Source organism: Odoribacter splanchnicus DSM 20712, from assembly GCF_000190535.1.
GTDB lineage: Bacteria > Bacteroidota > Bacteroidia > Bacteroidales > Marinifilaceae > Odoribacter > Odoribacter splanchnicus.
In genome coordinates, this window is record NC_015160.1 from 2,195,224 (window position 1) to 2,208,628 (window position 13,405).

A 13,405-nucleotide genomic window follows, 5' to 3' on the forward strand; every position below is an offset into this window, starting at 1 on the left:
AGATGATAAACTTTCGTTTTATCGCCAATCTGATGGGAAGGCTGTTACTAATCGAGAGTGCCTTCTTATTGTTATGTGTCCTGATTGCTTTAATTTATGGTGAACACGATGCATCGGCTTTTTTTTATACCTCCCTGATCACCATGAGTGCCGGTTTCCTGTTGTCTAAACTGATAAAAATCAAAGATCGGGTACTGGCCAAAAAAGACGGTTATTTCATGGTAACGATGGTATGGATCATCTTCTCCCTTTTCGGTAGTCTTCCTTATATGATCGGAAATACAATCCCTTCTTTTGCAGATGCCTTTTTTGAAACCATGTCGGGGTTCACCACGACTGGCTCTTCTATTCTGAATCATGTCGAAGCACTTCCTCATGCCACCTTATTTTGGCGTTCCCTGACCCAATGGCTGGGAGGATTAGGGATTATTATGCTATTTATCGCCATATTACCGAGTCTCGGAATAGAGGGACGGGATCTTTATGTGGCAGAAGTCCCAGGGCCTACACACAATAAAACTTCATTTACCTTTACTTCTTCTGCCCGGCAAATGTGGATTCTCTACACCATCCTGACACTTCTACAAACCCTTTTGCTCCTATTCGGAGGAATGAATCTCTTCGATGGTATCTGTCATGCATTCACCACGATGGCCACCGGAGGATTCTCGACCAAACAAAATAGTATCGCTTATTGGGATTCCGCTTATATCCAATATGTCATCATCATTTTTACTTTTATGGCAGGTACCAATTTCGGACTTTTACATACAGCTATCCGTGGTAATTGGAGGAAACTGATCCAGGATAATGAATTTCAACTCTATTTCACGATTGTCTTGCTAGCCAGCGTTGTGATCGGTGTAGGACTTTACGTCATCGGCTGGGCAGACTTCGAGAAGAGTATGCGTGATGCCACCTTTCAGGTAGTTACTTTAATCACGACAACGGGATTTGCAACCGCCGATTATCTGCTTTGGCCTCCCTTGTTAGGTTTGATTCTGTTCTTACTTCTTTTCGTCGGAGCCTCAGCCGGTTCAACAGCCGGAGGAATGAAAGTCGTACGGGTTTATCTGCTATTTAAAAATTCTTTTGTAGAGTTAAAGCGTATTATTCACCCCAATGGTATTATCAATGTCAAATACAACAATAAAAGCGTTCATCCCAATATAATGACGGGGATTATGGCTTTTGCCATTTTATTCATGATTGTATTTACCATCGGGAGTCTGATCATGACCATCTTTACGGAAGATATCATTACCGCCTGCAGTGCCGTCGTCAGCTCGATGAGTAATGTAGGTCCCGGATTCGGCAGTGTCGGTCCGATGTTTTCCTATGCGCACCTGAATGATTTTGCCAAATTATTCCTGGCTTTTTTAATGCTGGTAGGACGTCTGGAGATCTTTACCGTCATGGTGCTGTTTACAAAAGCTTTCTGGAGAAAATAATCAGGCTATCCGTTCTAAAGTCAGATCGGGCAAACTTTGCATAAACTGAAATAATTCACTCTCATCCAGATAGCGTTTGGTCTTGATCACCATCGTTACATGGTATAAATCGGCATGTTCGAGAGGCTCGTGTTGCATATCATAACTGGCAATCCGATAATTTCTCAAATGTAGTTCATTGGTCACCCGCTTCAAATTTTCTTTATCGGTAGTGGCAAATACCAGCAATGAACTATGTTCTCCTACATTTTTAAAAATAATAGTCAGAAATTCAAGTCCTATTAAAGTCAGGATCATGGCGAATACTCCGATCCAATACATACCTCCTCCGACAGCCAGTCCGATACCCGAAGTCGCCCATAAACCGGCAGCCGTCGTTAAGCCTCGTACAAACTGTTTTTGAATCAGAATAGTCCCTGCTCCGATAAAACCGATACCACTGACCACCTGAGCAGCCACTCGACTCGGATCCAAACCATAACCCGGCTTAGCCAAGACATCGGCAAATCCATATTGTGATACAATCATAATCAAAGCACTTCCCAAAGCAACCAAAAAGTGCGTCCTCAATCCCGCCTCCTTAGCCCGATACTCCCGATCCCAGCCGATCACCCCTCCCAAAACTCCAGCTAACAATAACCGAAAAATACAGTCCCAAAGCATAAAAACCTCCTTTCAATAACCTTTACTATCCCATTACGTTCTATCTGATCAAACGTTTCTTTTCTACGACAAAAAGAATGCCAAAAAAAGCTGTCCCATATACCCGGAACAGCCTTCATTTCTTTTCTCCTCTGCTTCCTGCTTTCACTTCAATTCTCCGATTCCTTGCCGGATGACTTCTATCCGATCATCGGTACAATCGACAACTGTCGAGGCAACATTCTGTCCAAAACCACCGTCGATCACCAAATCCACCAATTTCTCATATTTTTCATGAATCAATTCAGGATCGGTCATATATTCAACCACCTCGTCTTCAGCTTTAACCGAAGTAGTCAGTAAAGGATTACCCAGTTCTTCAACAATAGACATCACGATATAATTATCCGGAATCCGGATACCGATAGTCTTCCGCCTATTGATCATCACATTAGGCAATTTATTAGTTGCCGGCAATACAAAAGTAAAAGGCCCGGGTAGATTACGTTTCATCACCTTAAAAACCTCGTTATTTACTTTCGCATAAGCAGCGATATTCGACAGATCCCGGCAAATCATCGAAAAATTGGCTTTCTCAGGTTTGATATTTTTCAACTGGCAAACACGCTGCACAGCTTTGACATTATTAATGTCACAACCGATCGCATAAATTGTATCCGTCGGATAGATAATAATGCCACCGGCTTTCAACACCTCTACAACTTTAAGGATATCCCGGGTATTAGGATTATCCTCAAATAATTTGATATACATGAAGCGTCAACCGTTTACCTTTTTGTAATCTTCCAGGAATTTAGCCAGTCCACTATCTGTCAACGGATGATTCAGTAATCCTTTGATAGCAGCCAACGGACAGGTTGCGACATCGGCACCAGCCTCTATACACTGAATGATGTGTTGCGTATTCCGGATCGAAGCAGCCAGGACCTGAGTATGGAAACCATAATAACTGTACATATCCACGATCTTACTAACCAACTCGATACCATCACTACAAATATCGTCCAGACGGCCCACAAAAGGAGATACATAGGTAGCTCCGGCTTTTGCAGCCAATAAAGCCTGTCCCGGAGAAAACACTAAAGTACAATTGGTACGGATACCTTTTCCGGTAAAATATTTTATAGCTTTAATCCCTTCGGCAATACAAGGAACTTTGACTACAATATTCGGATGCAAAGCGGCCAATTCTTCTCCTTCTTTTATCATTCCCTCATAATCGGTAGCAATCACTTCAGCACTCACATCTCCCTGGACGATATTACAAATATCGACATAGTGTTTTTTACAATTCTCCACTCCCTTAATCCCCTCTTTAGCCATCAACGATGGATTGGTCGTCACTCCGTCCAACACTCCCAAGTCATTTGCTTCTCTGATTTGATCCAAATTAGCCGTGTCAAGAAAAAATTTCATAGGTTTTATTTTTAAAAAGTTTGCAGTTTTTATAAATCACGTAACAAAATTAGAATATTCCGCTCAATAAAGCTATTATATTCTGATATTTTTCAATTTATAAAAACGGGGATTCGGCAAAACAAACCTATTTTTTACTTCAGGTGTTATAAAATACTTCAGAAAAAACTCTAATCCGACAAACAAATATTTTATCTATACACAAACCATTCGGTAAAGTATTACCGTATATACTCTTAACATGATGTCGAAAAAAATATCATATCAAAGCCAACGGGATTGTCTCCATGTATGCCTGATCCTGATCATCCTGTTCAGTTTCGCTTATTATGAAGCTGAACGAAAAAATTCAGTGTCTCCTCCGGAAGAAAATCAGATAACTACGACTGATTCGATCACTCCTTCCAGATTTGTCAACAGTTATTGAATATTATTCCCCAGCTTTTAAAGCTTCGAAAGGATTACGTATGATAGTTTTCCAGCTACTTATACAAACAAGCAAAGCAATCCAGACCAATACCCCCGACACGGTATATATATTTTATCTCATACCCAAAAGGGATTTCTTTAGAACGTCTTTCCCCTTGTACCATAAAAAGGACGACAAAATTACTGACGGAAATAAATAAAATCAATAATCCGATACAACTCATAAATAGAATCCCAACCATCCCGGCTCCGGTTTTAAAATCAAAATCGGCTAAAGTCGACAAATGAATAGAAGTTAAAGGTTCCAGCTCACTCCCTGTTTGTATATTTCAAGGTATTATACCCCTTTTCGATTGACCCGGTTAGATTTTTCTACTACCTTCTCTAATGGACACCTTTCCTAAATTTCAGATAAATAAAGAACTCCAAGCCATCATAATCAGCTACATCCGGAGTCATGGATTCCAGATATTCAAAATTAAAATGACTGTTCTGTGGAAGATCCTCAATCACAGCAATCACCTGACAAGGGACTCGTTCACTATCATTCAAAAATTGTCCGGTAGGATCGACATTTTTGACAAATGGAATTCCATACGATAGTGTTTCTAAAAGGGAGCTTAACATGAAGGGGCATACCCGATGCATTTACCTTTCCTCCTTCTTCTTTGCCAGTATCCGTTTGGTATAGCCAGTATAATCAGATAAAAAAAAGCAGTCACAATTCACATCATGACTGCTTTCACAATTCGGCGCCAACCTACTCTCCCACCATAAGGCAGTACCATCGGCACTCAGGGGCTTAACTTCTCTGTTCGGAATGGAAAGAGGTGGATCCCCCCGGTTATAGACACCTTTTAATATCTTCAGGATTTTATCCTGTTTCATTACAATTCCTTCAGTTCCCGTTACATATCCCAACAACCCACAGCCTCCGCTGAGAATTTGACATTTACACCGGAAAGATAAAGAAGAATATACTCCGCTTAAAGTAAACATTCGGGTAATTAGTATTGCTCGGCTGTGCCGTCACCGACTATACACCTGCAACCTATCAACGTTCTCATCTCGAACGACCCTGTAAGGATATCTCATCTTGAAGCTGGCTTCGCGCTTAGATGCTTTCAGCGCTTATCCAATCCATACATAGCTACTCAGCAGTGCATCTGGCGACACAACTGATTCACCAGAGGTATGTCCAACCCGGTCCTCTCGTACTAGAGTCAGAGCTCCTCAAATATCCTGCGCCCACAACAGATAGGGACCGAACTGTCTCACGACGTTCTGAACCCAGCTCGCGTGCCACTTTAATCGGCGAACAGCCGAACCCTTGGGACCTTCTCCAGCCCCAGGATGTGACGAGCCGACATCGAGGTGCCAAACCGCTCCGTCGATATGAGCTCTTGGGAGCGATCAGCCTGTTATCCCCGGAGTACCTTTTATCCTTTGAGCGATGGCCCTTCCATGCGGAACCACCGGATCACTATGCTCTTGTTTCCAACCTGATCGACGTGTCGGTCTCACAGTCAAGCACCCTTATGCCATTGCACTCTGCAGACGATTACCAAACGCCTTGAGGGTACCTTGAGAAGCCTCCGTTACACTTTTGGAGGCGACCACCCCAGTCAAACTACCCACCATGCAATGTCTCCCTAACGGGATTAGACCTCAGATAACAAAAGGGTCGTATTTCAACGACGGCTACTCTACGCCTGACGACGCAGCATCAAAGCCTCCGACCTATCCTACACATCTGTTACCCAAAATCAATGCAAAGCTGCAGTAAAGGTTCACGGGGTCTTTCCGTCCCGTTGCGGGTATCCGGCATCTTCACCGGAACTACAATTTCACCGAGCTCATGGTTGAGACAGTACCCAGATCGTTACACCATTCGTGCAGGTCGGAACTTACCCGACAAGGAATTTCGCTACCTTAGGACCGTTATAGTTACGGCCGCCGTTTACCGGGGCTTCAATTCAAACCTTCGAGTTACCTCTGAGCTCTCCTCTTAACCTTCCGGCACCGGGCAGGTGTCAGGCCATATACATCTTCTTGCGAATTAGCATAGCCATGTGTTTTTGGTAAACAGTCGCCTGGGCCTATTATCTGCGGCTCTTTCACAAGAGCGTCCTTTATCCCGAAGTTACAGGACCATTTTGCCTAGTTCCTTAACCATGAATCTCTCGAGCGCCTTAGTATTTTCTACCTGATCACGTGTGTCCGTTTACAGTACGGATGATCATTACCTGAAGCTTAGCAGGTTTTCTTGGCAGTCAGCTTACCTGCATTATCCGCGCAACCGAAGCATTGCGGTACTATCACCTTTCATCTCTACCGGCGTGCTTCACTACCGGTATCAAAGAATACGGGTTTCAACGTACTATTCCGTCAGTACGCAGCAGTGTCACCTCTGCGTCGCTGCATCGCAGTTATGATCAGTACAGGAATATTAACCTGTTTGCCATCGGGATCGCCACTCGGCTTACCCTTAGGATCCGACTTACCCCCGGATGATTGACATTGCCGGGGAATCCTTGATCTTTCGGCGTGCGGGGTTCTCACCCGCATTATCGTTACTTATGCCTACATTTGCTTTTCCATCCGCTCCACAATACCTCACGATACTGCTTCTATGCTGAATGGAATGCTCTCCTACCGATTGTATCATCTACAATCCCATAGCTTCGGTTATATGCTTATGCCCGCGTATTATCCATGCAGGACCGCTCGACTAGTGAGCTGTTACGCACTCTTTAAATGAATGGCTGCTTCCAAGCCAACATCCTAGCTGTCTAAGCAGTCCCACCCCGTTTTAATTCCAACTTAGCATATAATTGGGGACCTTAGCTGATGGTCTGAGTTCTCCCTCTTTCGTCAACGGACCTTAGCACCCGCTGGCTCACTCCCTGTCTTCATGTTCTAGCATTCGGAGTTTGGCCGGATTTGATAGGCGGTGAAGCCCTCGCATCCAATCAGTAGCTCTACCTCTAGAACAAAACAACAGAGGCTGCACCTAAATGCATTTCGGAGAGTACGAGCTATTTCCCAGTTTGATTGGCCTTTCACCCCTACCCACAGGTCATCCGAAAACTTTTCAACGTTTACCGGTTCGGGCCTCCAGTTTGTGTTACCAAACCTTCACCCTGCCCATGGGTAGATCACTAAGGTTTCGCGTCTACCACCACCAACTTGACGCCCTATTCAGACTCGCTTTCGCTTCGGCTTACGTACCTGAAGTACTTAACCTCGCTGGTGATGAGTAACTCGTAGGCTCATTATGCAAAAGGCACGCCGTCACCGCACGAAGCGGCTCCGACTGCTTGTAGGCGTATGGGTTCAGGGACTATTTCACTCTTCTGTTCGAAGTGCTTTTCACCTTTCCCTCACGGTACTGGTTCACTATCGGTCTCTCAGGAGTATTTAGCCTTGCCGGATGGTCCCGGCGGATTCGGTCAGGATTACACGTGTCCCGACTTACTCAGGAGTCTGCTATGATTCATAAACTTGCATGTACGGGATTATCACCCTCTGTGATCACATTTTCCAAGGTGTTCCATTTCATTTATTTCATCAAGCTTGCAGTCCTACTACCCCGTTAATGCCGAAACAATAACGGTTTGGGCTTTTCCCCGGTCGCTCGCCGCTACTGGGGGAATCACGTTTGTTTTCTTCTCCTGCAGGTACTTAGATGTTTCAGTTCCCTGCGTTTGCCTACCTTACGGTATAATATGTCTTCAACATATTGGGTTATCCCATTCGGAGATCTCCGCATCAAAGGTTATTTGCACCTAAACGGAGCTTTTCGCAGCTTATCACGTCCTTCTTCGCCTCTGAGAGCCTAGGCATCCACCATACGCCCTTAATTATTTACTCTAATTTTATACTTTCAGCTTACTCGGAAATCATTAATGTCGTAAAACATTTATATAATTTCTGTTTTTGCTCATTGTTGTGGAATATATTTTTCCATCTTTCCAGTATGTCAAAGAACTGTTACTCTTGCGAGTACTGACAGGTTAAAAGGAATCGAACCTTTTCATGTTCCGAAAACCTGTGCTTCCAGCCGCCCGGCTGTCAGCTTTTTTTAAGGTTGAAGGTTTTGCCAGCAAGTGCAGATAATAACTGATCTCCAGAAAGGAGGTGTTCCAGCCGCACCTTCCGGTACGGCTACCTTGTTACGACTTAGCCCCAGTTACCAGTTTTGCCCTAGGCCGATCCTCGCGGTTACGGACTTCAGGCACCCCCGGCTTCCATGGCTTGACGGGCGGTGTGTACAAGGCCCGGGAACGTATTCACCGCGCCATGGCTGATGCGCGATTACTAGCGAATCCAACTTCATGGAGTCGGGTTACAGACTCCAATCCGAACTACGACCGGCTTTTGAGATTGGCATCCAGTCACCTGGTAGCGGCCCTCTGTACCGGCCATTGTAACACGTGTGTAGCCCTGGGTGTAAGGGCCGTGCTGATTTGACGTCATCCCCGCCTTCCTCTCACCTTACGGTGGCAGTCCCGTTAGAGTGCTCATCATTACATGCTAGCAACTAACGGTAAGGGTTGCGCTCGTTATGGGACTTAACCCGACACCTCACGGCACGAGCTGACGACAACCATGCAGCACCTTGAAAAACGCTCCGAAGAGAATATCTGTTTCCAAATACGGCATTTCCCATTTAAACCCAGGTAAGGTTCCTCGCGTATCATCGAATTAAACCACATGTTCCTCCGCTTGTGCGGGCCCCCGTCAATTCCTTTGAGTTTCATCGTTGCCGACGTACTCCCCAGGTGGCTCACTTAATACTTTCGCTTAATCCCGTACAATATATCGCACAGAACCAGTGAGCATCGTTTACGGCGTGGACTACCAGGGTATCTAATCCTGTTCGCTACCCACGCTCTCGTGCATCAGCGTCAGTTACAGTCTGGTAAGCTGCCTTCGCTATCGGAGTTCTAAGTTATATCTATGCATTTCACCGCTACTTAACTTATTCCGCCTACCTCGTCTGTACTCCAGTTTACCAGTATTAATGGCACAATTGAGTTTAGCTCAAATATTTAACCACTAACTTAATAAACCGCCTACGCACCCTTTAAACCCAATAAATCCGGATAACGCTCGCATCCTCCGTATTACCGCGGCTGCTGGCACGGAGTTAGCCGATGCTTATTCATAAGGTACAGGCATCATTCTACACGTAGAACTTATTCTTCCCTTATAAAAGAGGTTTACAACCCATAGGGCAGTCTTCCCTCACGCGACTTGGCTGGTTCAGACTTACGTCCATTGACCAATATTCCTCACTGCTGCCTCCCGTAGGAGTTTGGACCGTGTCTCAGTTCCAATGTGGGGGACCTTCCTCTCAGAACCCCTACCTATCATCGTCTTGGTGGGCTGTTACCCCGCCAACTAACTAATAGGACGCATGCCCATCCGATACCTTGAACATTTAACTCCCATCCCAGGCAGAATTAAAGTATTATGGGGTGTTAATCCACGTTTCCATGGGCTATACCCCGGTATCAGGCAGGTTGCATACGCGTTACTCACCCGTGCGCCGGTCGCCATCAAGGTATTGCTACCTCATGCTGCCCCTCGACTTGCATGTGTTAAGCCTGTCGCTAGCGTTCATCCTGAGCCAGGATCAAACTCTTCATAGTAATAAAACTTTTTAAAATTATCTCTTTCGCTCAGTCATTATATCCGTTGAATCTCTTCTCGGACTCGCACTTGCTGTTTGTTTTCAAACCTTTCAATATCTTTAAGAACTCTTTTTGCTTCTCTTTTACCCGCCCCACTTATGAGGCGAAAGCGGATGCAAAGATAAATACTTTTACATATTCCCTCCAAATCTTTCCGCACTTTTTTTCAAACTTTTTTTCGGAACCGCCGTAGAAGAAAGCTTCTGCAGGCTTCATCCGCAAAAGATGAAAAACACATCCGTCAAAATGTTTCAGAACCTCCGCTTCGTTTCGGAAAGCGGCTGCAAAGGTAAGGACTTTTTCATCAACTCCAAACTTTTCAAAAGAAATTTTTGAAGTTTTTTTTTCAAACCCCGACCAGGGCAATATTCTGAAGAACTCTGCACAACCCAAAACTCTGGAAACCAACCCTTCACCACCACTCACCTGCGCTATTGGTTTAACCCCTCATTCCCTGATTGCGGCTGCAAAGATAGAACAATTTATACCCCATCTCCAAATTTTTTATCAACTTTTTTTAGAAAAAATAGACTACACACACTCAACAAATTGATAACCAAAGGATTTACCTTGCAAAATTATTATACACAAACCTACGTTATAAGTAAAATAGGGAGTAACCCATGTTTTAAAAAGGGAGAAGAAAAGAGAAAAATAAAAAATCGGGCAGGAATCGACAAGTCATTCCTACCCAATAAAACACGAATCACTTCAAATGACTTTCAATAAAACCGATAATCTCCGGGTCGGACGGACGCGGAGCATCCACCGTGATAATCCACCCTTTCTTGTCGAACATCATAAAACGGGGGTATCCGTTAATATTGTACTAATCGCAAAAATTCTTTTGCAGGAATTGCTTCCACTCCGGCTTGTACTTTTCCAGCTTTGTTTCCCACGCCTTACAGTTAGCATCCACAGAAATGCTGACAATCTCAATACGAGGATCGTTTCCGAAATACTCTGCTACTTTTTCCATATAAGGAATTTCCTCACAACGGGGACCGCACCAGGTTACCCACACGTCCAAATAAAACCGCCTTGCCTTGTAGGTCTGAAAACTTAGAGACCTTTCCGGCAATAGGAGCTCTGGCGAGTGTCGTCTTGCTTTTTCTGAACGACCGACCGGTGGTGTCTGACGAGCCTGCGAGGAGTTCCGCCGGTCAGTGAAAGAAAGGGCTAGACGACCGACAGAAGCGACCGGGTCACCAATTCCGATCGCCAAAGACGGATTAATAACGAAATAAATCCACATTTAGAGTAAACATATATATAAACACCAATCAACATTTATTACTGAATAGCCTTAAAAATCTACTATTGTAGAAATACTAAGACAGCATAAAACTCACTGAAAAAATATATATTATCAGGAGGATACAAAAAAAGGACTGAATAACGTTTTATTGTTAGACAGTCCCTTGCAAACATACTTTCTCCGCTGGAAGCACTATCTATCGCGTCAGTTCTTCCAGTTTATTCAGCAATATCTGACCTCTCAGATTCTTACCAACAATCTTTCCCTCTCTGTCAATTACAACAATAAAAGGGATAGCACTGAACTGATAAAGTTCTTTCACCTCTTTACCAGCCTGTGGAGCCAATACCTGGCACCAAGGCATTTGTTCATCTTCCAAAGCTTTACGCCAAGCTACTTCATCTTTATCGATAGAAACACTCAGGAACTCAACGCCTTTTTCATGATAAGTCTCATAAGCCTTCTTTACATTCGGAATCTCACCCCGACACGGGCCACACCAAGAAGCCCAAAAATCAATCACAAGCACTTTCCCTCGAAAATCAGACGGTCCCAACTTACTCTTTCCATCTGCTGTCAACAAAGAAAATTCAGGAGCGGGCATTCCTTCATACAACCGTTTTTTCTGTTCTAACGTAATATTGAAATTCCTTACAGCCTCGCTATTCGGATAAGCTTCTGTCAATTTTTTCGCTATACGCTCCACCACTGCATTGTATTTATCATCTTGCAATTGTGAAAGCAATACCACCACAGACTCCCGGTCAGCATATATATCAGCCCAATGACTGATACAATCAAAATATTCTGCACGACAAGTATTTCCCAAAGTTTCATTCAATTCCCGCTGTGTCTCCGCCGACAAGTCTTTGCATCCATACAGTACTCTACCGATATCACCTACCATTCTCATGAAACGCATAGACTCCCAATTCAGTACATCCAACACTTCATTATTGGTTCCCCCCTTGACAGCATAATAGGCTGGACGCATAACCTTAAATTTCGATGTCCCGAAACCAGGGAAATCCACACTCACATCCTCATCACCGAGCCATATTGTCGCTTTTTGTCCACGTTGACAATCCAACTCGTACAAACCCGGATTCTTTACAGTCACCTTCATTTCATAAGTTCCGTCACTCTGAATAGTACAGGAATCTATCACTTGTTTGGAATGTCCTTCCTGTTTCACCACCTGAACCACATTCTCTCCCGGACGTAATGCATTTACCTTACCGCTGATCGTAACCACCGAAGACTGTTTTTTATACTTCTCAGGATGACGGATACGATCGGCAATACTTTCAAAACTTTTCATCATCTGTATGTCTGACGGCTCTGTAGATGTCGACAATTCCTTGGCTCTACGCTCCGTCAATGCCGCAATCGCTTCACGAAAAACCGGGTCCTGGCATTCTACATTCAAGCGTATTCCCCAGTTGTAGACGATAAAATCCGACATGCCACCTTTATCCAAACGCTCTGTAGCCATCTTTATAAACGAAGCCCAATCTCCCTGTTTTTCCGCATAAAACATCCGGGCATCCTCCACAATATTCTCCTTACCGCCGACATCACTTTTCATCAATCGTTTGACATATTTCTCAAATCCTTTCTCATCAAAAGTACCTTGTCCCTCTTGCTCTTTCCAATAACGGTATGCACCTGAATTGTACAACGAATATATTTTCTTATTCACTTCCTTTTCTCCCAATGCTGCAATAAAATCCGCCCGATGTTTATACACATATATGGCCGTCTCATCGTCAACATCCTTAATATATTTACGGAAAAAATCCCAATATTCACGTTCTGTCAATTTGTTCTTATCCAATGTTTTGAAATAGTCCACGCAAATATTTTCCGCTTTCCGGCTCTCGGATGCCAATGACAACACCTCCATATAAGACTGAATGAAAGCAAGCTCACGGTTACCGGAAGCATACTGCTCATTCATCCAGGCATATCCTTTCCTCTCAACGGCCCGTTTCCCTTTCGCCAGCAATATTTTGAGATCAGGAGCACCCACTATCCGATGAATCACATCTCCCTCAGTATTAAAAAACAGCAAGGTCGGGAAGGCATTCACCCCCCATTGTTTGCCCATCGTTTTTCCTTCTCCTGTACCCATATCCATCTTCACATTCACAAAGTGTTCATTGAAATAATCTCCTACTTCTTTCAAGGTAAAGACCTCTTTTGACAAACGCTTACAAGGTACACACCAATCGGTGTAGCAATCCATAAATATGGTCTTACCTGATTTCTTCGCCTCTGCCAATGCCTCTTTCCAGGTTCCGTTGAAAAAACGGATGCCGGCATCGACAGCCGCTTGTTTATCCGACGTTTCCATTTGTGCCTTTATTGCTTTCAAATCGGCTGTATTCAAGCGGATAGTTTGGGCATCTACTCGCACGCCCCCTAAAAATGCCATTATGCTAAAAAACGCAATTAAAAAAGTTGATTTCATCATTTTAAATATTTTT

The 13,405-nt window shown here is 44.0% G+C and carries 7 protein-coding genes and 3 rRNA genes; 2 read left to right on the forward strand and 8 right to left on the reverse strand.

What is annotated here, in order from left to right:
• Nucleotides 1–2 precede the first annotated feature (2 nt).
• Complete coding sequence (locus tag ODOSP_RS09205; RefSeq protein ID WP_013612065.1) at nucleotides 3–1,451, forward strand: TrkH family potassium uptake protein; 1,449 nt, start codon at nucleotides 3–5, stop codon at nucleotides 1,449–1,451.
• Here the strand turns inward: ODOSP_RS09205 and ODOSP_RS09210 are convergent, their stop codons facing one another.
• The 3 genes from ODOSP_RS09210 to fsa all read right to left on the reverse strand — a co-directional run bounded on the left by ODOSP_RS09210 (nucleotide 1,452) and on the right by fsa (nucleotide 3,530).
• Entirely contained in the window at nucleotides 1,452–2,114 is a 663-nt protein-coding gene (locus ODOSP_RS09210) for an MgtC/SapB family protein (RefSeq protein WP_013612066.1), read from the reverse strand.
• Between the two features lie 144 nt (nucleotides 2,115–2,258).
• A complete protein-coding gene (locus ODOSP_RS09215; protein WP_013612067.1) occupies nucleotides 2,259–2,867 on the reverse strand; it encodes an L-threonylcarbamoyladenylate synthase in 609 nt (202 codons plus the stop codon).
• 6 nt (nucleotides 2,868–2,873) lie between these two features.
• Nucleotides 2,874–3,530, reverse strand: coding sequence for a fructose-6-phosphate aldolase (gene fsa / locus ODOSP_RS09220; RefSeq protein WP_013612068.1), 657 nt, complete (start codon nucleotides 3,528–3,530; stop codon nucleotides 2,874–2,876).
• 241 nt (nucleotides 3,531–3,771) lie between these two features.
• On the opposite strand from fsa, the gene ODOSP_RS09225 reads away from it, so the two are divergent.
• A complete protein-coding gene (locus ODOSP_RS09225) occupies nucleotides 3,772–3,957 on the forward strand; it encodes a hypothetical protein (RefSeq protein WP_140398586.1) in 186 nt (61 codons plus the stop codon).
• Between the two features lie 749 nt (nucleotides 3,958–4,706).
• Here the strand turns inward: ODOSP_RS09225 and rrf are convergent.
• From rrf to ODOSP_RS09265, 5 genes are all read right to left on the reverse strand, one after another.
• Nucleotides 4,707–4,817: ribosomal RNA gene (rrf, locus tag ODOSP_RS09240) — 5S ribosomal RNA — on the reverse strand.
• A 129-nt stretch (nucleotides 4,818–4,946) separates the two neighbouring features.
• Nucleotides 4,947–7,832, reverse strand: a 23S ribosomal RNA gene (locus ODOSP_RS09245).
• A 260-nt stretch (nucleotides 7,833–8,092) separates the two neighbouring features.
• Nucleotides 8,093–9,616, reverse strand: a 16S ribosomal RNA gene (locus ODOSP_RS09250).
• Together the 16S, 23S and 5S rRNA genes form the textbook arrangement of a ribosomal RNA operon.
• An 871-nt stretch (nucleotides 9,617–10,487) precedes the next feature.
• Entirely contained in the window at nucleotides 10,488–10,913 is a 426-nt protein-coding gene (locus ODOSP_RS19910; protein WP_041556632.1) for a TlpA family protein disulfide reductase, read from the reverse strand.
• Between the two features lie 199 nt (nucleotides 10,914–11,112).
• Nucleotides 11,113–13,392: a TlpA family protein disulfide reductase gene (locus ODOSP_RS09265; protein WP_013612070.1), complete on the reverse strand. Its 2,280-nt coding sequence runs from the start codon at nucleotides 13,390–13,392 to the stop codon at nucleotides 11,113–11,115.
• Nucleotides 13,393–13,405 lie beyond the last annotated feature (13 nt).

Coding starts and splice junctions, on each gene's coding strand:
- ODOSP_RS09210 (WP_013612066.1), bottom strand. CDS start 2,114: ATGCTTTGGGACTGTATTTTTCGGTTATTGTTAGCTGGAGTTTTGGGA.
- ODOSP_RS09265 (WP_013612070.1), bottom strand. CDS start 13,392: ATGATGAAATCAACTTTTTTAATTGCGTTTTTTAGCATAATGGCATTT.
- ODOSP_RS19910 (WP_041556632.1), bottom strand. CDS start 10,913: ATGTGGATTTATTTCGTTATTAATCCGTCTTTGGCGATCGGAATTGGT.
- ODOSP_RS09215 (WP_013612067.1), bottom strand. CDS start 2,867: ATGTATATCAAATTATTTGAGGATAATCCTAATACCCGGGATATCCTT.
- fsa (WP_013612068.1), bottom strand. CDS start 3,530: ATGAAATTTTTTCTTGACACGGCTAATTTGGATCAAATCAGAGAAGCA.
- ODOSP_RS09205 (WP_013612065.1), top strand. CDS start 3: ATGATAAACTTTCGTTTTATCGCCAATCTGATGGGAAGGCTGTTACTA.
- ODOSP_RS09225 (WP_140398586.1), top strand. CDS start 3,772: ATGATGTCGAAAAAAATATCATATCAAAGCCAACGGGATTGTCTCCAT.